The 23219-nt window shown below is 68.2% G+C and carries 21 protein-coding genes; 6 read left to right on the top strand and 15 right to left on the bottom strand.

The genetic code is table 11. The features are described 5' to 3' along the window. Positions 1 to 47: 47 nt before the first annotated feature. A complete protein-coding gene (locus KXR53_RS15705) occupies positions 48 to 944 on the top strand; it encodes a LysR family transcriptional regulator (RefSeq protein ID WP_437376168.1) in 897 nt (298 codons plus the stop codon). Positions 945 to 1036: 92 nt separating this feature from the next. Here KXR53_RS15705 and KXR53_RS15700 read toward each other — a convergent pair whose 3' ends face one another. From KXR53_RS15700 to groES, 6 genes are all read right to left on the bottom strand, one after another. Further along, complete coding sequence (locus tag KXR53_RS15700) at positions 1037 to 3214, bottom strand: amylo-alpha-1,6-glucosidase (RefSeq protein ID WP_437376167.1); 2178 nt, start codon at positions 3212 to 3214, stop codon at positions 1037 to 1039. Continuing rightward, positions 3211 to 4278, bottom strand: coding sequence for a glycosyltransferase family 4 protein (locus KXR53_RS15695; protein WP_437376166.1), 1068 nt, complete (start codon positions 4276 to 4278; stop codon positions 3211 to 3213). The genes KXR53_RS15700 and KXR53_RS15695 overlap by 4 nt, the downstream gene beginning before the upstream one ends. Positions 4279 to 4380: 102 nt before the next feature. Continuing rightward, positions 4381 to 4710 carry a hypothetical protein gene (locus KXR53_RS15690; RefSeq protein WP_437376165.1) on the bottom strand — a complete coding sequence of 110 codons (330 nt, stop codon included), beginning with the start codon at positions 4708 to 4710 and terminating at the stop codon, positions 4381 to 4383. Positions 4711 to 4752: 42 nt separating this feature from the next. Next, positions 4753 to 5856 (bottom strand): Do family serine endopeptidase, encoded by a 1104-nt coding sequence (locus KXR53_RS15685; protein WP_437376164.1) that lies wholly within the window; start codon positions 5854 to 5856, stop codon positions 4753 to 4755. A 108-nt stretch (positions 5857 to 5964) separates the two neighbouring features. After that, the gene (gene groL / locus KXR53_RS15680; RefSeq protein ID WP_437376163.1) at positions 5965 to 7593 is read right to left on the bottom strand and encodes a chaperonin GroEL; all 1629 of its coding nucleotides are present in this window, start codon (positions 7591 to 7593) and stop codon (positions 5965 to 5967) included. A gap of 39 nt (positions 7594 to 7632) precedes the next feature. Further along, positions 7633 to 7944: a co-chaperone GroES gene (gene groES, locus KXR53_RS15675; RefSeq protein ID WP_437376162.1), complete on the bottom strand. Its 312-nt coding sequence runs from the start codon at positions 7942 to 7944 to the stop codon at positions 7633 to 7635. A 237-nt stretch (positions 7945 to 8181) separates the two neighbouring features. Here groES and KXR53_RS15670 point away from each other — a divergent pair, with 237 nt between their 5' ends. Further along, positions 8182 to 8439, top strand: coding sequence for a hypothetical protein (locus tag KXR53_RS15670; protein ID WP_437376161.1), 258 nt, complete (start codon positions 8182 to 8184; stop codon positions 8437 to 8439). Positions 8440 to 8722: 283 nt separating this feature from the next. Further along, the gene (locus KXR53_RS15665) at positions 8723 to 9256 is read left to right on the top strand and encodes a class I SAM-dependent methyltransferase (RefSeq protein WP_437376160.1); all 534 of its coding nucleotides are present in this window, start codon (positions 8723 to 8725) and stop codon (positions 9254 to 9256) included. Between the two features lie 4 nt (positions 9257 to 9260). Here KXR53_RS15665 and KXR53_RS15660 read toward each other — a convergent pair whose 3' ends face one another. The 4 genes from KXR53_RS15660 to KXR53_RS15645 form a co-directional block, all read right to left on the bottom strand. After that, positions 9261 to 10346, bottom strand: a complete 1086-nt coding sequence (locus tag KXR53_RS15660) for an ABC transporter ATP-binding protein (protein WP_437376159.1) — start codon at positions 10344 to 10346, stop codon at positions 9261 to 9263. 82 nt (positions 10347 to 10428) lie between these two features. Beyond that, positions 10429 to 11889, bottom strand: a complete 1461-nt coding sequence (locus KXR53_RS15655) for an extracellular solute-binding protein (RefSeq protein WP_437376158.1) — start codon at positions 11887 to 11889, stop codon at positions 10429 to 10431. Positions 11890 to 11912: 23 nt separating this feature from the next. Further along, positions 11913 to 12932, bottom strand: a complete 1020-nt coding sequence (locus KXR53_RS15650; protein WP_437376157.1) for a carbohydrate ABC transporter permease — start codon at positions 12930 to 12932, stop codon at positions 11913 to 11915. Continuing rightward, the gene (locus KXR53_RS15645; RefSeq protein WP_437376156.1) at positions 12929 to 13798 is read right to left on the bottom strand and encodes a carbohydrate ABC transporter permease; all 870 of its coding nucleotides are present in this window, start codon (positions 13796 to 13798) and stop codon (positions 12929 to 12931) included. The genes KXR53_RS15650 and KXR53_RS15645 overlap by 4 nt, the downstream gene beginning before the upstream one ends. 111 nt (positions 13799 to 13909) lie before the next feature. On the opposite strand from KXR53_RS15645, the gene KXR53_RS15640 reads away from it, so the two are divergent. Continuing rightward, on the top strand, positions 13910 to 14623 hold the full coding sequence (locus KXR53_RS15640) for an HAD family hydrolase (RefSeq protein WP_437376155.1): 714 nt from the start codon (positions 13910 to 13912) through the stop codon (positions 14621 to 14623). A 7-nt stretch (positions 14624 to 14630) separates the two neighbouring features. On the opposite strand, the gene rnk is transcribed toward KXR53_RS15640, so the two are convergent. From rnk to KXR53_RS15620, 4 genes are all read right to left on the bottom strand, one after another. After that, positions 14631 to 15044, bottom strand: a complete 414-nt coding sequence (gene rnk / locus KXR53_RS15635) for a nucleoside diphosphate kinase regulator (protein ID WP_437376154.1) — start codon at positions 15042 to 15044, stop codon at positions 14631 to 14633. Positions 15045 to 15418: 374 nt separating this feature from the next. Next, the gene (locus tag KXR53_RS15630; RefSeq protein ID WP_437376153.1) at positions 15419 to 17518 is read right to left on the bottom strand and encodes a calcium-binding protein; all 2100 of its coding nucleotides are present in this window, start codon (positions 17516 to 17518) and stop codon (positions 15419 to 15421) included. 290 nt (positions 17519 to 17808) lie between these two features. Further along, positions 17809 to 18735 carry a ribokinase gene (gene rbsK, locus KXR53_RS15625; RefSeq protein ID WP_437376152.1) on the bottom strand — a complete coding sequence of 309 codons (927 nt, stop codon included), beginning with the start codon at positions 18733 to 18735 and terminating at the stop codon, positions 17809 to 17811. Between the two features lie 10 nt (positions 18736 to 18745). Then, entirely contained in the window at positions 18746 to 19195 is a 450-nt protein-coding gene (locus tag KXR53_RS15620; RefSeq protein ID WP_437376151.1) for an RbsD/FucU family protein, read from the bottom strand. Positions 19196 to 19356: 161 nt separating this feature from the next. On the opposite strand from KXR53_RS15620, the gene KXR53_RS15615 reads away from it, so the two are divergent. Next, complete coding sequence (locus KXR53_RS15615; protein WP_437376150.1) at positions 19357 to 20499, top strand: LptF/LptG family permease; 1143 nt, start codon at positions 19357 to 19359, stop codon at positions 20497 to 20499. Between the two features lie 121 nt (positions 20500 to 20620). Beyond that, the gene (gene recQ / locus KXR53_RS15610) at positions 20621 to 22432 is read left to right on the top strand and encodes a DNA helicase RecQ (RefSeq protein WP_437376149.1); all 1812 of its coding nucleotides are present in this window, start codon (positions 20621 to 20623) and stop codon (positions 22430 to 22432) included. A gap of 7 nt (positions 22433 to 22439) precedes the next feature. Here recQ and KXR53_RS15605 read toward each other — a convergent pair whose 3' ends face one another. Then, positions 22440 to 23117, bottom strand: a complete 678-nt coding sequence (locus tag KXR53_RS15605; protein ID WP_437376148.1) for a methyltransferase family protein — start codon at positions 23115 to 23117, stop codon at positions 22440 to 22442. Between the last annotated feature and the right edge of the window lie 102 nt (positions 23118 to 23219).

The following is a 23219-nucleotide window of genomic DNA, read 5'->3' as shown; positions in this document are numbered from 1 at the left end:
TTGCTATATATAGATCGCTTTCATTCATCGATCACGCAGACCGGCCCGTGACAGTCACTTTGAAGCAGGTGGAAGCCTTTCACTGGATCGTGCGGCTCGGCAGCCTGGTCGATGCCGCCGAACGCCTGAACCTGGCTCAATCGACCATCTCGAAGCGGATCCAGGAGTTGGAGACGATCCTCGGCAAGCCGCTGTTCGATCGCGGCAGCCGCACCGTGCGCCTCACCCGCACCGGTGAAGCGCTGGTGCCGCTCGCGGCGGATCTGCTGAAATCGGAAGCCCGGTTCCGCGAGGCGGCCGCCGGGCCCCTCGCCTTCAGCGGACCGTTCCGCTTCGGCGTGACGGAGCTGATCGCCGTGACCTGGCTGCCCAAGCTGATCGTGGCGATGAAGGCGGCCTATCCGCAGGTGGTGCCCGAGCCCGAGGTCGACTCCAGCGTGACCTTGTTCGAGCGGCTGGCCGAGCGCCGGCTCGATCTCGTCATCGGCCTCGACCCGCCGGCCAATCCTGAGTTCAGGGCGGTGCCGCTCGACAGCGTCAACCTGCAATGGATGTGCGCGCCCGGCGTCGGGCCAGCCGAGGAAGTCGTACCGCTCTCGCGAATGGCGGACTATCCGATCCTGACGCAATCCGCCGGCTCGGGCCTGCAGCGTCTGGTGTTGGACTGGCTCGCGGCCAACGGCCTCACCGTCAACCGCATCGTCCGCTGCAACAGCCTGCATGTCCTGGCCGAGCTCGCCGCTGCCGGGCTCGGCATCGCCTTTCTCAGCGAAGTCTACAGCCGTCCCGAGGTCGCCGGCGGGCGGTTGCGGGTGATCAAGACCGACCCGGCCATTCCGCCGATCCAGTACTTCGCCGTGCACCGCACAGGTGTTCTGGACACGCTGGGTGCGCTGATCGCGCAGATCGCCCAGGAGTGCTGTGACTTCTCGGTTGGTCGATGACCGCTCTCGCCGCGGTGACCTGACGTCCGTTCATACGATCCGGGACGAAGCCGCCGCCGGCTCAGGCCGGCCGGCCCTTCCGGGTCGGCGGCTCACATCCGCACGATGATCTCGACCTCTGGCGGCCGTGTGCCGCCGGGGGAGACGACGACCTGGTCGCCGATGCGCTGGAAGGTCAGGGTCACCTGCCGCTCGCCGACCGGCAGGGCCTCGACCGTCAGGGTCTCGATGCCGATGGGCAGGCGCGGACGGTCGATGCGGATGCGGTTGCGGGGGCCGTCGATCTTGAGGCCGAGGCAGGCCTGCAGCGTCATGAACACGGCGCCCGAGGCCCAGGCCTGCGGCAGGCAGGCGACCGGATAGGCGATCGGCCCCTCGCCGCGCACCCGCGGAAAGCCGCAGAACAGCTCGGGCAGGCGCATGTCGAAATGCACCGCCGCCTCGAACAGCCCGCTCAGGAGGCGCACCACGCCGTCGCGCTCGCCGTAGCGGGCCAGGCCGGCGGCGCAGATCGCCCCGTCATGCGGCCAGATCGAGCCGTTGTGGTAGGACATCGGGTTGAAATTGGCCTCGCCGCGGGCCAGGGTGCGGATGCCCCAGCCGGAGTTGAACGACGTGCCGAGCAATTGCCGCCCGACCTGCGACGCCCGCTCCCGCGACGGCAGGCCGCAATAGAGCAGGTGCCCGGCATTCGAGGCGCGAACGCGGCAGGGCTGGCCATGGCCGTCGAGAGCCAGGGCGTAGAAGCCGAGGTCCTTCATCCAGAACCGGCCTTCGACCGCCATGCGCAGCGCCTCGGCCCGCACACGCCACTGCGTCGCCTGCTCTTCCAGCCCGCGCTGCGCCGCCAGATCCGCCATGGTGCGGAAGGCGGCGAAGGCGTAGCCCTGGACCTCGACCAGCGCAATCGGGCCGTCCGGGAACCGGCCGTCGGCGTGGAAGACGGAATCGTGGCTGTCCTTCCAGCCCTGATTGGACAGCCCCTTCTCGGAGCTGCGGGCGTAGTCGACGAAGCCGTGGCTGTTGTTGTCGCCGACCCGCTCGATCCAGCCGATGGCGCGCAGCAGCGCCGGCCACAGCTCCTCGATCAGCGCCATGTCGCCGGTGCGGCCGGCATAGGCGCCGGCCAGCATGATGAAGAGCGGCGTGGTGTCGACCCCGCCGTAATATTCGCCGAAGGGCAGTTCGCCCAACGCCACCATCTCGCCCTTGCGCGCCTCGTGCATGATCTTGCCGGGCTGGGCGTCCTTGAAATCCGAGGCTTCCAGCGCCTGACGCGAGGCCAGGAAGCGCAGCACGCCGCGCGCCAGAACCGGGCTCAGCCACAGCGTCTGCAGCGCGGTGATGATGGCGTCTCGGCCGAAGGTGGTCGAGAACCACGGAATGCCGGCATAGGGATAGGGTCCCGTCGGCAGCTCGGTCACCAGCAACGACAGGTCGGAGCGCGACTTCTCGATCCAGTCGTTGAACAGCCGGCCGGAGGTGCGCAGGATCGTGCCGTACCGCGACAGGGTGCGCATCCGCCGCTTGGCCTGGGCGGTGGCGTGGCGGAACCGGACGCGGCCGGGCGGCGGCGCCTCCTCCGACCCGATCTCGACATAGAGGTCGACCGCGCCATGGCCCGGCAGCCGGAACCGGAACTCCGCCGTGTCGCCGTCCAGGCGCGGCGGCGCCTCCGAGAACCGGATCACGGCCTGGCGCCCGACCTTGTCCAGGCCTTCGTATCGCAGGACGACCGCGTCGCCGCGCACCTCCGGCTCCGCCAGCCGGCCGCGATGCAGCCTCGAGGCGCCGCGCACCTCGAACATGTCCCGGAAATCCGCCGCGAAGCGGAGGGTGATCGGCACCTGCACCTCGGCCGAGCCGAAATTCTCCACCCGGATCTGCTCGTACAGCCGGTCACTCCACAACAGGATCGAGCGCTGCAGATGGATCGCCCCTTCCGGCAGCCCCTCATCCCCAAGCGGTGACGGGGTGCGGTTGGTCGCGTGCGTGGTGAAGACGGCGTTGTCATGGCTGAGCCCGGCACCGAGCAGCGAGGGCAGCTTGCCGCCGAGCAGGACGATGAAGCGGGACAGGATGCGGGTGTCGTTGTGGAACAGCCCGTCATCGTCGCCGGCGATATTGCCGAGGGCGTCGGCGACGAGGAAGGTGTCCCCGTGCTTCAGCGAATACATGCGCATCGGCACGCGCCGGGCGGAGGCGTCCGGTGGCGGCGCCGGCTCCGGGACGGGCTCGCCCGGAGTCAGTTGCGGCTCGGGCCGGCTCACTCAGCCGCCATCAGGGCTGGAGCGAGCTCGCCGTCGACGCCGGCCAGGCGGCGGTACAGCTCGAGATAGCGCTCCGCCATCACCCGGCTGGAGAAGCGCCGTTCGAAGATGCGGCGGATCTCCCGCCGGTCCAGTTCCGGCAATCGCCCGACCGCCTCCACCGCCTCGTCCATCGACCGGACGATGAAGCCGGTCTCGCCGGTGTCGATCACCTCGGGCACCGAGCCGCAGTTCCAGGCGATCACCGGCGTGCCGCAAGCCATGGCCTCGATCATCACCAGGCCGAAGGGCTCGGGCCAGTCGATCGGGAACAGCAGGCCGGCGGCGTTGCCGAGGAAATCCGCCTTGGCATCGTCGCCGATCTCGCCGATGAACTCGACCAGCGGGTCGTCGAGCATCGGCTCGATCGTCTCGCGGAAATAGATCTGGTCGGCAGTGTCGACCTTGGCCGCGATGCGCAGGCGGCAGCCGGACCGGCGGGCGATCTCGATCGCCCGGTCAGGGCGCTTCTCCGGCGAGATCCGTCCGAGGAAGGCGAGATAGCCGCCCCGCGGCGTATCGGTCGGATGGAAGAGATCCTCCGCCAGCCCGTGATGGACGGTCGCCACCCAGTTCGAATCGGCCAGCGGCGCCCGCTGGGAATCGGAGATCGAGACCAGCGGGTAATCCGGCCAGCGCCGGTACACCTCCGGCAGGTCCTTCAGGTCCAGCCGGCCGTGCAGGGTGGTCACCGTCCGGTGGGCGATCTCCTCGAACACCGGGAAATGGATCATGTCGACATGGAAATGGATGATGTCGAACTCCTCCGCCCGCCGCCGCAGCTCGTGCAGCATCGAGAGATGCGCGGCGAGATCGGATTTGAGCGGGCTCGGATCGAGGCGGATCGCCTGGTCGCGCACCGGGACCAGCTTGGCCCGGCTCTGGGCGTCAGCGCTGGAGAACAGCGTGACGTCGTGACCCAGCGCGACGAGAGCGTCGGAGAGATGGGCGACGATCCGTTCCGTGCCGCCATAGAGCCTGGGCGGCACGGCTTCATAGAGAGGTGCAATCTGGGCAATCTTCATCGACGAACCTGATTGTGACATGGCGAGCCTTGCCGCCGTTTCGGGACACCGGGGGCCGCCCGGTCGGTGCGCACGCGGGCAGGACGGCGGGAGCAGCGACGGTTAGGAGGGCGTGCCGGCGTCCGCGCGATGGCTCGCGCGGGCGGCGGTTGCCAGCCGCCCGGCCCGCGGTGCCGCGCGCCGCAGGGCCGGCAAGGTCGGAACCCGTCCCCGCGCCGGGTCGGCCAGGCGTGCGACGCGGTCGGGCGGATAGGCCTCCCGCAGCACTTCGGAGACGAAGGTGTTGGCGAAATCCGCGGAGGCGTCCGGATGGGCCCGGCAGAACACCTCCAGCGCCTTCTCGCACGCGGTCCACTCGTCCGCCCCGCCGTCGCGGCTGGAGCGGTAGGCGGCGAGCACTCGTGCGCGGATGGATGATGCGGAACCGGTCATGCTGGTCCTCTCTTCCAGGCCCCGGAGACCGGGGCGTGCTGATCACGAGCGTCCGCCGGGCGCCACCTCGACCGCAAAGGTCTGGGTCCTGCCGTCCCGCTCGATGGTGAGTTCGACGCGGTTTCCAACCGGCGTGAGGCCGATCTTGTTCCGGAGCTCGGTCGAATTTCTCACCGGCACACCGTCGACGGCGACGACCAGGTCGTTGGCCCTGATCCCCGCTCGCGCCGCGGGCGACCGTTGATCGACGGAGACCACCACCGCCCCCTGGGACTGGTCGAGATGCAGCGTTTCCGATAATTCGGGCGTCAGGTCGCGGATGGTGACGCCGATCCGCCCGCGCTGGACCGAGCCGTTGCGGACGATCTGATCCATGACGCTGCGCGCCATGTTGATCGGCACGGCGAAGCCGATCCCGACATTGCTGCCGGTGGAGGACAGGATCGCCGTGTTGATGCCGATCAGCCGGCCGTTCAGGTCGATCAGCGCGCCGCCGGAATTCCCCGGATTGATCGAGGCGTCGGTCTGGATGAAGTTCTCATAGCCGCCGTTGCGGCTGATGCCGCTACGGCCAAGGGCGCTGATGATGCCCGAGGTCACCGTCTGGCCCAGCCCGAAGGGATTGCCGATGGCGAGGACGAAATCGCCGACCTGCAGCCTGTCGCTGTCGCCGAACGCCATCTGGGTCAGCGAGGGGTTGCCCGGGATCCGCAGCACGGCGATGTCGGTCGCCGGGTCGCGCCCGACCAGCCGGGCGGTGAAGCGCTGGTTGTCCTTGGTGGTGACCTGGATCGTGTCGGCGTCGTCCACCACATGATTGTTGGTCAGGATGTAGCCGTTCCGGGCGTCGACGATGACGCCCGACCCCGCGGCCTGGACCTCGCGCTCCACCACCTCCGGCATGTCGAAGAAGCGGCGGAAGAACGGATCCTGGAACAGCGGGTTCCGTTCGCGCACATGGCCGCGGACGGCGATATTGACGACGGCCGGCGTCACCTGCTGCAGGATCGGCGCGACCGAGTTGAACTGCGGGCCGGCGAAGGGCGGCAGGGTGCCCGCCGCCGGCGCCGCCGCACCGGACAGGACGAGGATCAGGGCGCCGACGGCCGCCCGGAGCCGGCCGGAAAAGACTCTGCGAACCACCACGATACCTCCGAAGCGATATCCAATGGGACCAGGCCAGGATGCAGGCCGGCCGGCGGCACGGGACGCGACGAGTCGCCTCGCCTCCCTTCTCCGCCGACCGGCCACGCCTCAGTAATCCATGCCGGCCCCGGGCATCGGGGTCTCGGCCGCCGGCTTCTTCGGCACTTCGGCGACCATCGCTTCGGTGGTGATCAGCAGCCCGGCGACCGACGCCGCGTCCTGCAGCGCCGTACGCACGACCTTGGCCGGGTCGATGATGCCCTTGGCGTACATGTCGCCGTATTGGCCGGTCTGGGCGTCGAAGCCGAAGGCGTGGTCCTTGGCCTCCAGCACCTTGCCGACCACGAGCGACCCGTCCTCGCCGGCATTGAGCGCGATCTGCCGCGCCGGCGCCTGCAGCGCCCGGCGGACGATGTCGATGCCGGTCCGCTGGTCGTCATTGTCCGGCTTCAGCCCGTCGAGCGCCTTGGCCGCGCGCAGCAGGGCGACGCCGCCGCCCGGCAGGATGCCCTCTTCCACCGCGGCCTTGGTCGCGTGCCTCGCATCGTCGACCCGGTCCTTGCGTTCCTTCACCTCGATCTCGGTGGCGCCGCCGACGCGGATCACCGCGACGCCGCCCGCCAGCTTGGCCAGACGCTCCTGCAGCTTCTCGCGGTCGTAGTCCGAGGTGGTCTCCTCGATCTGCGCCCGGATCTGGTTGCAGCGGCCCTGGATCTCATCCTTGGACCCGGCGCCGTCGATGATCGTGGTGTTCTCCTTCTCGATCACCACCCGCTTGGCGCGGCCCAGCATGTCGAGGGTGACGTTCTCGAGCTTGATGCCGAGATCCTCGGAGATCGCCTGGCCGGCGGTCAGGATGGCGATGTCCTGGAGCATCGCCTTGCGGCGGTCGCCGAAGCCCGGGGCCTTGACCGCCGCGACCTTGAGGCCGCCGCGCAGCTTGTTGACCACGAGGGTGGCCAGCGCCTCGCCCTCGACATCCTCGGCGATGATCAGCAGCGGCTTGCCCGACTGCACTACCGCCTCGAGCAGCGGGACCAGCGCCTGCAGCGAGGACAGCTTCTTCTCGTGGATCAGGATGTAGGCGTCCTCGAGCTCGACCCGCATCTTCTCCGGATTGGTGACGAAATAGGGCGAGACATAGCCGCGGTCGAACTGCATGCCCTCGACGATCTCGAGCTCGGTGTCGAGGCTCTTCGCCTCCTCGACCGTGATCACGCCCTCGTTGCCGACCTTCTGCATCGCCTCGGCCAGGAACTTGCCGATCTCGGCGTCGCCATTGGCCGAGATGGTGCCGACCTGGGCGATCTCGTCGTTGCGCGTGATCTTCCGCGCCTTGGTCGCGAGCTCGGCGACCACCGCCTCGACCGCCTTGTCGACGCCGCGCTTCAGGTCCATCGGGTTCATCCCGGCGGCGACGGCCTTGGCGCCTTCCCTGACGATCGCCGAGGCCAGGATGGTCGCGGTGGTGGTGCCGTCACCGGCAATGTCGCTGGTCTTCGACGCGACCTCGCGCACCATCTGCGCGCCCATGTTCTCGAACTTGTCGGAGAGCTCGATCTCCTTGGCGACGGTGACGCCATCCTTGGTGATCCGCGGCGCGCCGAACGACTTGTCGAGCACAACGTTGCGGCCCTTCGGGCCGAGCGTGACCTTGACCGCATCGGCCAGGATCTCGACGCCGCGCAGCATCCGCTCGCGCGCGTCAGTGGAGAATTTCACATCCTTGGCAGCCATGCTCATCCCTCCTCAATGATACGCGACCACGCGGGTGGATCAGGCGGCCTTCCTCAGCGAAGCTCCCTCCAGAATACCCAAGATGTCGCTTTCCTTCATGATCAGGATTTCCTGCCCGTCGAGCTTGACCTCTGTGCCCGACCATTTGCCGAACAGCACCCGGTCGCCGACCTTCACATCGAGCGGCACAAGCCGGCCCTGCTCATCCCGCGCCCCTGGGCCGACGGCGATGACCTCGCCCTCCTGCGGCTTCTCCTTGGCGGTGTCGGGAATGATGATGCCGCCCCTGGTCCTCTCCTCCTGGTCGAGGCGCCGGACGGCCACGCGATCGTGCAGCGGACGGAACGTCATTGCGGACTCCTGTCTTGCCAATAGCGTCGTATGATCATGGGCTGCGCCGCTGAAATGCAGGAGCGCCGGCCCAACAGAGGCCGACATAGGAAGGCCGAAAATCGGCTTCAAGAACCTTCCGAAAAATTTTTGGCACTCCCTGCTGGAGAGTGCCAAGACACTGGAATCGCGCACAAAAACCTATTCCAGCCAGTCATCCCACGGTGCCGTGGAGCGCAGAACGCCGCGACAGGCTGGATGCCGGACGCAGTCCGTGCCACTCTCGCCGCCCCCTGCCCTGCCGACGTGCTCGAGACGATGCCGACGCCGCAAGCCCATCCCTGGCTCGAACCCCTCTGGGTCCGGCTGCTGATCGTGGTCTTCCTGATCGCCGCCCTGGCGGCCGAGCTCCTGTGGCTCGGAGATCGGCTGTGGCTGTTCCTGTGGGGCGCGGCCCTGGTTTACGCGGTGTGGGACTTCTTCCTGCGCGGGATCTACGGCAAGCCGAAGGACTGACATCGTCGCGACCAGGGCATGTCCAGATGCCTTCGGCCTGCTAAGATGGGGCGAGCTCTATCGGGGGAGTGAGCTGATGCCGAATACGGTGAGAGTGCCGAACGCGTTGAGATGGTATGTCGGAAATGCCCGATATCTGGCAGCGATAGTGTATCATCTTGTCGGCGTTCACAGACGGACCTGCAATATCTGCGGTTACACGGGCCTTTTCAGGGCCGCCGGCTTGCCACCACGATACGATGCCCGGTGTCCGAGCTGTGGCAGCCTCGAACGGCACAGGCTGTTGTTCTTCTGGTTCAAGGACAATGAGTCGACCATCCAAAGGTCGTCCGTTCTTCACTTCGCGGCCGAAAGCGTCCTGCAGGCATTCTTGAAGCAGACGGCGAAGTCCTATCGCTCCGCCGATCTTCGGCCCGGCGCCGGGGATATCGTTCTCAATATCGAGGAGATCGACCTTCCGTCGGAATCCGTCGATATGGTGATATGCAACCACGTGCTGGAGCATGTGGATGACCGCAGGGCGCTGTCGGAGATTCATCGCATCCTTACGCCAGACGGACTGGCCGTGCTGTCCTTCCCCAATGTGCCGGGGTGGCCGGAAACCTATGAGAATCCAGCCGTTGTCGACCCGCGTGATCGCCTGCTCCACTTCGGACAGGCCGACCATGTCCGCGTTTTCGGCTATGACGTGCGACGGCGGATCAGCGATGCCGGGTTCCGGCTGGAGGAGATCACGGCAAAGGAGCCGTTCGTCCACCGCCATGCGCTGATGCGGGGCGAAACAATCTTCATCGCCCGGAAGACGGCACCGGCCTGACGCCTCACACCGCCTGTCCGCTCGCCGTCTCGAACAGGTGCAGCCGGTCCGGGTCGAGGCTGATCGTCGCCGGCTCGTCCGGCTGCACCGGGAAATGCGCGTCGACCTGGGCGGTGAACTTGCTGCCGGCCACCTCGCCAAGGATCAGTGTGTGGGCGCCGAGCGGCTCGATCACCCGCGGCAAGATCGGCAGCGTCACCGGCCCGGCTGCGCCGCCCGCGACATGCTCCGGCCGGAGGCCGATGGTGACGGCGAGGCCGTTGCGGCCGGCCAGCGCCGCCTGCTTGGCGGTAGGCACCGGCAGCATCGTGCCGTCCTCCAGCCGCAGCCCCGGCGGGCCGCCCTCGGCGACCAGCGTCGCCGGCAGGAAGTTCATGCTGGGGGCGCCGATGAAGGCGGCGACGAACAGGTTGGCCGGGCGCTCATAGAGCGTCAGCGGCTCGGCCGCCTGCTCGATCCGGCCCTGGTTCATCACCACCACCCGGTCGGCCATGGTCATGGCCTCGACCTGGTCGTGGGTGACGTAGACGATGGTGGTCCGAAGCCGCCGGTGCAGCGCCTTGATCTCGGCCCGCATCTCGATCCGCAGCTTGGCGTCGAGATTGGACAGCGGTTCGTCGAACAGGAACACGTCCGGGTCGCGGACGATGGCGCGGCCGATGGCGACGCGCTGGCGCTGGCCGCCCGAGAGCTGCTTCGGCCGGCGGTCGAGATAGGGATCGAGGCCGAGGATGCGTGCCGCCTCCTTGATCTTGGCGTCGATCGCCGCCTTCGGCTCGCCCCGCACCTTCATGCCGTAGCCGATGTTCTCGCGCACCGTCATGTGCGGATACAGGGCGTAGTTCTGAAACACCATGGCGCAGTTGCGCAGCCCGGGGCGCAGCTGGGTGACGTCGCGGTCGCCGATCCGGATGGTGCCGCCGCTCGCGGCCTCCAGCCCGGCGATCATGCGCAGCGTCGTGGTCTTGCCGCAGCCCGAGGGCCCGACCAGCACGACGAATTCGCGGTCCGCGATCTCGAGGTCGAGCGACGGGATGACGGGCACGTCGCCATAGGCCTTGGTGACGGCTTCGAGTCTGACGCGGGCCATGATGTCCTTGTCTCTGGGGCTTCGGCGGGCGCCGCCCCGCCGCCGGATGACGGCGGGGCGGCCTCGTCCCTACGCCTCGGGCCTACTTCTGCAGGGGCGGCAGCCCCATCGAGGCGCGGTAGGCGGCGAGTTGGGTGTCGCGGCCGAACTCGTCGGTCAGCTTGTTCCACTGCTCGGCGATCGAATCGAGCGCCTGCTGCGGCGTCACCTCGCCCGCCAGCGCCTTGGACAGCTCGATCTCCAGCACCTCGGTGTAGGAGAAGTAGCCAGGAAGGCGCATGTCGAGGGCCACGTTCTTGGCCTCGAGGCTGCCTCGCTGCGCCGCCAGGTACTCGTCCGCCTCCTGCTTGGTCATCTTTTCGAGCCAGCGGTCGGGCGCGAAATGGCTGAGGCGGTAAGGGTTGACGCCGGAACCGCCGGTCACCGTGGCGATGCCGCTGTTCTCCGGGTTCGAGACCCATTCGACGTAGTTCCAGGCGGCTTCGACATTCTTGCCGGCCGAGGGTACGGCCGCCTGCCAGCCGCCATACGCCATGAAAGGTGAGAATACCGGCTGGTCGAACTTGTCCCAGGCCTTGGTCTTGTGATTCCAGATCTCGGTCGAGCCGGGGGTCAGGGCCGAGCCGACATGGCCGGCCACCTTGCTCTGCGTCTTGTCGGCGCCGATCACGCCGGTGTCGCCCCAGTCGAAGTTCATCGCCACTTGGCCGCCGGAAAAGGCGGTGCGGATGTCGCCGGAGGAGAAGTTCAGCGCCCCGGGCGGCGAGAACTTCACCGACTTGATGTAGTCCTCCAGCGCCTTGGCCCAGCCGGGGTTGTTGACCTGCGCGTCCATCGTCTCCGGATCGAAGAACATGCTGCCCGGGTTCTGCGGATCGTTGGTGTAGCTGGCGGCGTGGGTGAAGAAGAACCAGAATTGCTGGCCGCCGCGCCGGAACGCCTCTGCCGTGCCCCATAGCTTCTGGTCGGGCCGGGTGAAGAACTCCGCGATGTCGTAATATTCCTTCCAGGTCTTCGGCGGGGCCAGGTCGTAGCCGTACTTGGCCTTGAAGGCCTGCTTCTCCTTCGGGTCGTCAAACAGGTCCTTGCGGTAGGACAGGGTGTGCAGGTCGCCGTCGATCGTCTGCGACAGGTGCTTGCCGTCCCATACCATCAGCCGGTCGCGATAGACCGGGGCGATGTCCTCCCAGTCCTTGCCCTGGCGCACGGACGCCGGCATCTCCGACAGATAGGGCGCGAAGTCCGGCATCCAGGCCGGGGCGAAGGTGATGACGTCGAAGGTCGACTCGCCGGCGGTCATCGCCGTCAGGTATTTCGGATAGAGCTCGCCGAACGGGAACTCGACCACGTTGACCTTGCCGCAGGTCTTCTGCTCCCAGGTCTTGGCCGCCATCTGCAGCGCCAGCGCGATGAACGGACCGGTCTGCGAGCCCGCGGTCAGGGTCACCCCGGAATAGTCGGGGTCGCAGGCCGCGGCGGCGGGGCCGTGGAGCGCCGCGGTCAGCGCCAGCGCGCCGGCGGCAGCGAGAAGCATGTTTTTCATCGTTGTTCCTCCCTGAATCGCGATCATCGGATGCTGCCCAGCAGCAGGCCGGATCGCATCAGCCTGGCCAGGAGAATCGCCATCACCATCATCGGCCCGATCGAGATCATGGCGGCGACCGAGATCGCCCACCATTCGTCGCCGCGATAGGAGTTCTGCCCCGACAGCATGATCGGCAGGGTCTGCCAGCTTCCGGCGGTCAGCAACAGCGAGAAGAGGAACTCGTTCCAGACGAAGCTGAGCGTGATCATTGACGTGGCGATCAGACCGGGCCGCGCCATCGGCAGCACGATCTCGAGGAAGATGCGGAAGCGCGGCACGTCATCGACCAGCGCCGCCTCCTCGATCTCGACCGGCAGCGCCTGGAAGAAGTCGCGCATCAGCCAGACCACGATCGGCAGCGAGAACGCCGTGTAGCACAGCGTCATGCCCCAATAGCTGTCGAGCAGCGGCAGGCCGGCCTTGCCGACCTCGGAATAGAGGAGATAGAGCGCGAAGGCGGTGACGATCGGCGGGAACATGCGCTGGCTGACGAACCAGAACACGACGTCGTCATTGCCCAGCACCGGTCCGGGCAGGCGCAGCGCGTTGAGCGGCACCGACACCAGCAGCGCCGCGACCAGGGCGCCGCCCAGCGCCTGCAGCCGGGTCAGGCCGAGGGCGTTCGACAGCAGCAGGAAGCCGCCGATCGCGACCGCGGCGAAGGCGACCCCGGCCAGGAGGCGGACTTGGAACGGAAACCGCACCAGCGCATAGGCCGCCATCGACCCCAGGGCCACCGACAGCACCGTCGCCGACAACCCGATCAGGGTGGAGTTGACGAAGGGCGTGATGAAGTTGCCGCGGACGCCCGTCAAGGCGTCGATCCAGGCCTGCAGCGTCGGCTCGAAGTCGATCCAGGGCAGGTAGGTCGGCCCGCCGCTGACCGCGACCGGCGGCTTGAACGAGGTGATCAGCGCCCAGTAAATCGGGAACAGCGTCACCAGGAACCAGGCCAGGCAGAGCAGGAAGACGAAGCTGCGTCTCGGCCGCGAGGGAGTCATCGCCGCTTCTCCAGATGCGGCTTCAGGATCGCGAGATAGACCGTGCCGAAGACGACGATCACGATCAGGAACAGGAAGCTGAGCGCCGAGGTGTAGCCGAGGTTGAACTTCTTGAACCCTTCCTGATAGGCGAACAGGGTCAGGGTCTCGGTCGAGACGCCGGGGCCGCCGCCGGTCAGGACGAAGACCGTGTCGATGATCTTGAAGCCTTCGATGATGCGGATGAAGACGACCGCGGCCGAGATCGGCAGCAGCATCGGGAAGGTGATGCCCCAGAACTGCTGCCAGGCGCTGGCGTTCTCGAGCTGCGCCGCCTCGTACACGTCCTGCGGCAGGCTCTGCAGCCCGGCCAGCATCATCAGGATGACGAAGGGCGTCCACTGCCAGACCTCGACCGCGATGATGGTGCCCAGCGCCCAGGTGGCATTGGTCAGGAACGGCAGGTTCGGCAGGCCGAACTGGGTGAACATGTCGTTCACCGGCCCGACCGTGGAATGGAACAGCATGCGGCCGACCAGCGACACCGCGATCGGCGCCATCAGCATCGGCAGCAGAAAGCCGACGCGGAACAGACGTTCGCCCGGAATCTTGCTATGCAGCGCCAGCGCGATGGCGAAGCCGAGGACGTACTGGATCGAGACCGATAGGAAGACGACGGTCGCGGTCGTCCGCACGGTGGTCCAGAAGCGCGGATTGGCCAGCAGCGAGGCGTAGTTGTCGAGCCCGACGAAGCGCGGCGGCAGCGGCGGCACCAGCCGCATGCTCTGGAAGCTGATCGTCAGCGAATAGATGAGGGGAAAGATGCCGACCAGCAGGACGACGAGGAAGGCCGGCCAGATGAAGGCGTGCTTGATCGGCTCCCGCAACGTCGCTGCCTCCCATCGCCGCTGCCTGTCGCGCGGCTTTGCTGACTTGTCGTACGTTATGGTGAGTCACCCCGCCAGCGCAACCGGCGGAACCGAAGGGAGAAGGATCTGATGGACACCGTCGACCCCGTGCGGAATGCCGCGCCCGCCCCCGCGGCCGGCGGCATCTCGGCGGTGATCTTCGATTGCGACGGGGTGCTGGTCGACAGCGAGATCATCGCCTGTCGCGCGGTGGCCGAGCTGATCGCGCGGCACGAGCCGCGGGCGCCGGTCGAGGAGCTGGTGGAGCAGCTGGTCGGCACGCCGGACATGCACATTGTGCGCCAGGTGGCGGCGCGCTTCGGCACCGTGTTCCCGGACGATATCGGCCCGCGCATGGCGCAGGTGATCGACGACGCGCTGGCGCTCGGCCTCGATGCGATCCCCGGGGTGCAGGTGGCGCTGGCAGGCCTCGGCCTGCCGATGGCGGTGGCCTCGAACAGCCATGCCGACCGGGTCCGCCGCTCGCTCGAGATCGCTGGCCTGACCCGCCTGTTCGGCGAGCATGTCTATACCCCGGAGGCGGTGGCGCGGCCGAAACCGGCGCCGGACCTCTATCTGCACGCGGCCGCGCGCCTCGACGTCGAGCCCGGCCGCTGTCTGGTGATCGAGGATAGCGTCACCGGCACCACGGCCGGTGTCGCCGCCGGCATGACGGTGATCGGCTTCCTGGGCGGCCGCCACATCCGCGACGGCCATGCCGACCGGCTGCGCGCCGCCGGCGCCCGGCTGATCTGCCCGCATATGGACGATCTGGCCGGGCTGGTGGCGGGCCTCCGGGACTGACCTGCGATCAGGCGGCGGCCGCCCGCGCGGGCTCGACCCGGATCACGGTCAGGTTGCGCGGCTTGCCGGAGGGGGTGATCCAGGTGATGGTCTGGCCGCGGCGCAGGCCGATCAACGCGGCGCCGACCGGGGTCAGCACCGACAGGCGGCCGGCTTCGATGTCGGCCTCCTCCGGATAGACCAGGGCGACGGTGTGCTCCTCGCCGGTCTCGTCGTCGCGATAGGTGACGGTCGAGTGCATCTGGACCACGCCCTTGGCCGCGGTCGCGTCGATGATCTGGGCGCGGTCGAGCTCCGCCGCGAGGAAGTCGGCGACCGCCGGGAAGGCATCCGCCGCGGCGTCGGCCAGCGCCGCGAGGCGATCATAGTCGCCGGCGGTGACGTGGATTTCCGGACGCTTGGGCAGGCTTCTGCGGGACATGCCGACTTTCCTTTCTTCTGACGGCCCGTTTCGGGGATCACGCCCCGAAGGCCTTGGCTGCGACCGGCGCCGCATGGCTGCCGGGACGCGGAAAACTTTGGAAAAGGTGGGAAACGGGTCGCGCGGTGCGACGAAGGCGAGAACGGACGGACGGGGCGGCCCAACCACGGGGGCACCGCCCCCGAGGTCAGCAGCCCCGGGGCTGAAGCGGCGTTCGACGCGCCGCTATCGGGTTCGTCCACGGTGTTCTCATGATGATTGAGAAATAGGTTGTCGGGCCGCGGCCGTCAACCGGGGCGGTCCGGATCCGCTCCGCCCAAGAAAAAGGCCGCGCGGCGACAAGCGCCGCGCGGCCGCGAGGACCGGAAGACCGGTCAGAGCACGAAGTCGGACGCCTCCAGGACGGTGTGGGTCCGGACGAAGATCTCGAAATCCGCCCGGCCATCGCCGTTGGTATCACCGACCACGCTGCCGCTGGTGAATTCGCCGACGACGAAGCGCAACTCGCCCGCGACATTGTGGAAGGCCTGGTCGCCGATAAAAGTGAAGGCCTGGTTGCCGGCCACGGCGGCGTTCGCGTCGATCGCGGAGAGGTCGATCTTGTCGCCCTCGACGCGGATGAAGTCGTAGACGATGTCCCGGCCGCCACCCACCGTGCTTTCCGACGCGGCGGCGAAACGGAACATGTCGGCGTCGTCACCGCCGCTCATGATGTCTGTGCCGGCGCCGCCGATCAGCACGTCCTGGCCCAGCCCACCCTTGAGATTGTCGGCTCCGGCGCCGCCCTTCAGCAGGTCCTCGCCGGTGCCGCCGGAGAGCTGGTCGTTGCCGCTGCCGCCGTCGATCTGATCATTGCCGAGCCAGCCGTTCATCGTGTCCGCACCGGCGGTGCCGACCCGGATGTCGTTGACGTCACGGATCGAGGCATGCAGATCGGTGAACACCTGCGCCGACGTCTCGGCAGCCTCCTCGAGCGTTCCGGCCAGGGCGATCAGGGCATCGAGCTGCGGCACCCCGCCGCCGATGTCCTGGAACTCGGCGATCACCTCCTTCAGGTCCTGGACCACGTCGGAGATGTTCATCACGCTCATATCGAGCACGGCCTGCAGGCCGTCCCGACCGTTGACGCCGCCGATCAGGCTCTCCAGCGCGGCGCCGATTACGCCGTTCTCGCCGAAGAACTGGTTGATCACCGCCTCGGGCGCCACGCCGTGCAACAGGCCGTCGTCGCCGGCCAGAAGGTCGGCCACCGTGCCGGCGATGGCCAGCGGGCCGGCGACCTTGATCACCTCGCCGCCGATGGCCAGCACGCCGACATCCAGCAGCGTGTTGAACACGTCCCCGATCAGCCCGTCGCCGAGCGCGTTGCGCAGGCCGAGCTGGTCGCCGCCGAGGATACCGAACTCGCTGAAGAAGTTGCCGATCAGGCCGCCGTCGCCCTGCAGCAGGCTGCCGTTCAGCGCCCCGCCGAGCACGTCGCCGAGAAGCGTGTTGAGCACACCGGCGGCGCCGCCGAGCACGCTCTCGAGCAGGCCGGACACGCCGCCGCTGTCGATCACGTTCTGCATCAGGACATCCGGCGACAGGGCGCCGAGGGCGCCGAGGGCGCCGAGCAGCAGGTCGGTCAGGCCGCCGCCGTCCGGGCCCAGCACGTCGCCGAGCAGACCGCCGAGGATGCCGTCGGTCAGCAGGCCGTCGAGCACGTCCAGCCCCGGCAGTTGATCGAAGATCCCGCCGATGATCTCGCCGACATCGGTGCCAACGCCCGCCTCGGCCAGGAGGCCACCGATCAGGCCGTCCGCGTCGAACAGGTTGCCGATGATGCCGGTGACGCTCAGGTCGTCGAACAGCCCGCCGACATCGCCCAGCACGCCGCCGATCAGGCTGGTGACGAGCCCACCCTCGCCCACCAGGCTGTCGCCGAGGCCGCCGACAATGTCGACCACATTGGCGAGCAGGCCGTTGGGGTCGAGCAGCGAACCGACCAGGTCGCCGGAGCCTTGCACCACCTCGACCAGTTGAGTCAGCAGCCCGTCCTCGCCCAGCAGGCCGCCGAGCACACCATCGGCGCTGAGCAGACCGCCGTCGCCGAACAGCCCGCCGAGCAGGTCGTCGACCGGCACGCCGCCGATCGCGCCGCCGAGCAGACCGCCGAGATTGCCGAGCAGGCCGGACACCACGCCGCCGATCAGGTCGGGGGTGAGCAACTCGCCGAGCAGGCCGCCGGCATCGGTGAGCCCGCCGAGGAGATCACCGAGCAGGCCGCTGAGGCCGCCGCCGAGCAGGCCGCCGAGCAGCCCGTCCAGGACACCATCGAGCAGCCCGCCGACGCCGCCGAGAACACCGCCCAGCAGACCACCGACGCCGCTCACCACGCCGCCCAGCAAGCCGTCCTCGCCGAGAAGACCACCCAGCAATCCGCCAAGCAAGCCGTCGCTGTCGAGAAGTCCATCCAAGGAATCTGTGGAAGCCATTGTCTACTCCTCCAGGGATTTGGGAGCCCCAGACGCCACCGTTCTCTTGACGGCTTCAAGCCTCTTCTGACAAGGCTAACACGTATTTCGGAGAGAAATAAGAATTTATGCAGAAAAACAGGAATCATCGCTTTTCAATTACTCATGATATTTCCCGGATATTCTATTTCATTTTACATAAAATGGTAGTCAGCACGGCAGGCCGCGACCCGGCCTCCGCAGGAAAGTGTCGCGTTCGCGAGCCGGCGAAGGCGGCTCGCGATGACGGCTCAATCAAGGACTTGCCGGCATCAGGACTGGCGCAGCAGCGCCTCGACCTCGTCGCGCCGCGGCATCGACGGCGCCGTGCCCGCTCGGGTCACCGAGATCCCGGCGACAGCGCAGCCGAAGCGGACCGCCTCGGCCATCGGCCGGCCCTCGGCCAGGGCCAGGGCGAAACCGCCGTTGAAGGCGTCGCCCGCGCCGGCGGTCTCGACCACCTCCCCGGCCGCGAAGGCCGGGACATGCACGGTGTCTGACCGGCTCTTCAGCAGGGCACCCTTGGCCCCGAGGGTGACGATCACCGTGCCGACGCCCTTGCCCAGCAGCACCTCCGCCGCGCGCGCCGCCTGCTGGCCGCTGTCGACCGCGAAATCGACCAGGCTCTCCGCCTCGGTCTCGTTCGGGGTGAGATAGTCGACCAGTGGATAGAGATCGTCCGGCAGCGCCATGGCCGGCGCCGGGTTCAGGATCGTCGTCACCCCGTGCCGCCGCGCGATCTCCAGCCCGCGGCGCACCACCGGCAGCGGCAGCTCGAGCTGGGCGACGAAGACCCGCGCCGCGGCGATCGCCGGCGCCGCCGCTTCGATCTCGTCCTCGGTCAGGGCCGCCGCGGCCCCCGGCTCGATGATGATCGCGTTCTCGCCGGTCCTGCCGTCGACGAAGATGAAGGCGGCGCCGGTCTGCCGCTCCGGGTCGGTCAGCACATGGGTGGCGTCGATCCCCTCGGCGGCATAGAGGCCGCGCGCCATCTGGCCGAACGGGTCGGTCCCGAGCTTGGTGATGAAGGCGACGTCCGCACCGGCCCGCGCCGCGGCGACCGACTGGTTCGAGCCCTTGCCGCCCGGGCCGAGCTTGAAGCCCCGCGACAGCAGAGTCTCGCCCATCACCGGCAGCCGGGCGGCGCGGAAGGCGAGGTCGGCGACGAAGACGCCTTGAATGGCGATCCTGGCTCGCATGAGGCGGCTCCTACTTCGGCGGGATCACGCCCATCTTCAGCAGGAAACAGCCATAGAACCGCCCCTCCCCGGCCCGGACCACGGCATAGGCCCGCTTCGCCTCCTCGTAGAAGGCGAAGCGCTCGATCGACCCCATCGGCCAGGACCGGCCCTCGGCCCGGTCGATCTCGGCCTGGACCTCGCGCTGCACCTCCGGAATCTCATCGGGCTGCCCAACCACCTCCATCCGCCGCGCCGGATGCTCGACGAAGCTGTCGAGCGGCATCAGCGACAGGATCGCCCGCACCGCCCGGGCGGCGCTGACGCCCGGCAGCTCGATCGGCGTCTTGACCATGGTGTGCTGCGCCACCGAGCGGGACGGGAAGTTGGTGTCGCAGATCACCAGGTCGTCGCCATGCCCCATGCCGGCCAGGACATACAGCAGATCCGGGGTGATGATCGGATCGATGTTTTTCAGCATTCTCAGCAGCTTCCCTGGGTTTCCTCGAGCGGCATGGAAACTTGGCCACGCATGCCCTCGCGCCTTGATTTGTCGTGCTTTTCGGCCCGGCGCATTCTGGATCACCGGCGCGACGCTTGGCAACATGGCCGTGGCGCCCCGGCTCGTGTATAGCTGCGGCCATGTCGCTTCTCAGCCGCTACATGTTCCGCCAGATCGCGGTCGCCACGGTGCTCGCCACCGTGATTCTCGTCTTCGCGATCATGCTCACCACCTCGATGCGGCTGATCCAGCTGATCGTCGACGGCGGCGTCGGCGTCGGCATGTTCCTCGAGCTGGTCTTCTTGTCGATGCCGGAGTTCCTGATCGCGGTGCTGCCCGTCGGCGTGGTGGCGGCCTGCCTGATCGTCTACAATCGGATGCTGGCCGACGGCGAGCTGCTGGTGATGCGCGGCGCCGGCATCGGCCAGATCCGGCTGGCCCTGCCCGGCCTGCTGATGGGGCTGATCATCACCGGCCTCAGCTACAGCATGACGCTGTATTTCTGGCCGGTGGCCAATCGCGAGTTCCGCGACCTGACGGCGATGGCCCAGTCGGACGTCTCCGCCGCCTTCCTGCAGACCGGCGAGTTCAACGCCATCGGCGACAGCAAGACGGTGTTCGTGCGCAGCCGCAACCCGGTGACCGGGGATCTGAGCGGCATCCTGGTGCACATCACCGACAACGAGACCCAGCCGGTCACCATCATCGCCGATCGCGGCTATGTCGAGGACAGCGAGGACGGGCCGCGGATCGTGGCGCTGGACGGCGTGATCCAGCAGCTCGACCGCAAGACCGGCAAGGTCGACCCGGTGGCCTTCGACAGCTACACCGTGCCGCTGAACACACCCGGCGCCGAGGACCTGGCCCGCAGCTACCGGGCCCCGTCCGAGCGGTTCCTGCCCGACCTGCTCTACCCCGACCCGAATTCGCCGCGCGACCAGAAGAACTACGGCCGGCTGGTGATGGAAGGGCACAAGCGCATCACCGACCCGCTGCTGCCCTTCGCCTATGTCGTCTTTTGCCTCGGCGTCCTCCTGAGCGGCGACTACAACCGCCGCGGCCTGGGCCGCCGCATCCTGGTCGCTGCGATCGGCGTCGTCGCGGTACAGGCCACGACCATGAGCATCGCCGGCATGGCCCGCGATTCGCTGCAACTGGTGCCGGTCATGTATGTGCTGCCGATCGTGACCACGATCGCCGGCTTTACCATCCTGCTGATGGCGCGGCGCCGGAAGGTCCCGACGGAGGCGCCCCCGACGGCCCCGGATCTGGCGCCCGCCTGACGCATCCCAGGCTGTCGCAGGCCTGGATGCAGAACACTGCCAAACCACAACCTGTTGTGGTTCAAAGGCCGATCGCAAACGGTATTTGGTCTGATCCCGGCGGGCCGCTATAAGCGGCTCTATGCCCCGCGACCCGCTCTCCGTTCTGCACGACATCTTCGGCTACACCGCCTTCCGCGGCCAGCAGGCGGAGATCGTCGGCCATATCGTGGCCGGCGGCGACGCGCTGGTGCTGATGCCGACCGGCGGCGGCAAGTCGCTGTGCTACCAGGTGCCGGCGCTGGTGCGGGCGGGGCTCGGCGTCGTGGTCTCGCCGCTGATCGCGCTGATGCAGGACCAGGTCGAGACGCTGCGCCAGCTCGGCGTCCGCGCCGCGGCGCTGCATTCGGCCCTGCCGCCGGGCGAATCGCGCGGCATCACCCGGGCGATGCGGTCCGGCGAGCTCGACCTGCTCTACGTCTCGCCCGAACGGTTGCTGACCGACGGCCTTCTCGACCTGCTGGACGACTGCAAGCTGGCGCTCTTCGCCATCGATGAGGCGCATTGCGTGTCGCAATGGGGCCACGACTTCCGGCCGGAATACCTGCAGCTCGACATGCTGGCGACGCGCTATCCGGGCGTGCCGCGCATCGCCTTGACCGCCACCGCCGACGGCCCGACCCGGCGCGACATCGCCGAGCGGCTGAAGCTGCAGAATGGCCGCATCTTCGTCGCCGGCTTCGACCGGCCGAACATCCGCTACCGCATCGTGCCGAAGGAGAATCCGCGGCAGCAGCTCCTCTCCTTCATCCGGCGCGAGCATCCGAACGAGGCCGGCATCGTCTACTGCCTGTCGCGCAGCAAGGTCGAGGCGACGGCGGAATGGCTGCGCGGCGAGGGCATCGAGGCCCTGCCTTACCATGCCGGGCTGGACCGCGAGGTGCGGGCCGCCAACCAGGACCGCTTCCTCAAGGAGGACGGCGTGGTCATGGTCGCGACCATCGCCTTCGGCATGGGCATCGACAAGCCGGATGTCCGCTTCGTCGCCCATCTCGACCTGCCGAAGAGCCTCGAGGCCTATTATCAGGAGACCGGCCGTGCCGGCCGCGACGGCCTGCCGTCAGACGCCTGGATGGCCTATGGCATCCAGGATGTCGGCAAGATCCAGGGGCTGATCGCGGATTCCGATGCGCCGGAGCGGCAGAAGCAGATCGACCGGCAGAAGCTGGACGCGCTGCTCGGCTATTGCGAGACGGTCCGCTGCCGCCGCCAGGTGCTGCTGGAGTATTTCGCCGACGCGCTGCCGCAGCCCTGCGGCAACTGCGACACCTGCCTGGAGCCGGTCGAGGCCTTCGACGGCACCGAGCTGGCGCGCAAGGCGCTGTCCTGTGTCTACCGCACCGGCCAGCGCTTCGGCGTCGGCCATGTCATCGACGTGCTGACCGGCAGCGAGACCGACCGCGTCCGCCAGCTCGGCCACGACCGGCTGAGCACCTGGGGCATCGGCCGCGACCTGTCGAAGGCGGAGTGGAAGTCGGTGTTCCGGCAATTGGTGGCGGCCGGCCTGCTGGTGGTCGACACCGAGGGCCATGGCGGGCTGCATCTGGCGCCCGACTGCCGCGAGGTGCTGCGCGGCGAGAAACAGATCCATCTGCGGCGCGAGGCGGTGAAGCGGACCGCGCGCGGCAAGGCCGGCAGCCGCACCGTGCGGGCGCTGCCGGACGACCCGGCCGAGGCGTCGCTGTTCCAGGCGCTGCGGGCGAAGCGGCTGGAGCTGGCGCGCGAGCAGGGCGTGCCGCCCTATGTCATCTTCCACGACGCGACCTTGACCGAGCTGGCCCATGCAAGGCCGCGCTCGATCACCGAATTCGCCGCCATCCCCGGTGTCGGCCAGGCCAAGCTGCTGCGCTATGCCGACGCCTTCCTGGGGGTGATCGAGCAGCACGCAGAGTAGCGGCCCTTCACCAGACGAACGGCACCAGCCGATAGCGCACGCGCCGGGCATAATCCGGATAGCCGGGCAGGCCGCGATGCAGCTCGCGATCCTCGAGCGCGGTGCGGATCACCAGGATGACGGTAAAGGCGACGGAGGCGACGAGGCCCCACCAGGAGCCGAGCATCAGCGCCGTCGCCGCGAACCAGGCCAGCGCCGCGGTGTAGAGCGGATGGCGCACCACCGCATAGGGCCCGGTCGTGATCACCTTGTGCGCCCGCTCCTCCTGGATCCGCACCACCGGCGCCAGGAAGGTGTTCTCGCGGAAAACGAGGCCCATGGCGAGGAGCGACAGGATCAGCGCCGCCGCCCCGGCCCATTGCAGCCAGACCGGCATCGCCGACCAGCCGAAGCGCACCGCATCCAGCCCGATCAGCACCAGCCAGAGCGGGAAGAGCGCAAACAGGACCGGCAGCAGGATCCGGTCCCACAGCGGCTGCCCCTTCTGGAACGGCGACTTCATCCGCTCCTCCAGCAGTGCCGGGTCGTGCCGCGCCAGCCACAGGCAGAACGGCACGGCAAGGCCGAAGGACAGGATCAGATAGGCCCAGGCGGCCGGCCAGCGCAGCGTTCCCGCCGCGCCGAACAGCAGCGCCGCGAACACCACGACCTCGATCGCGAGGGCGATCCAGACCTTCCTCGGCATCGCTCCGTCCCTCCGACAGGCCGGCCCTGCGCCGATCGGGTTTGACCGGCCCGTCCCGCTGGCCGAAAGATGTCGGCCCGGTTCCGACTGAACAACACTGCC

The organism is Inquilinus limosus (assembly GCF_051487185.1).
GTDB lineage: Bacteria > Pseudomonadota > Alphaproteobacteria > DSM-16000 > Inquilinaceae > Inquilinus > Inquilinus limosus_F.
This window is presented reverse-complemented; position numbering and strand designations above follow the sequence as displayed.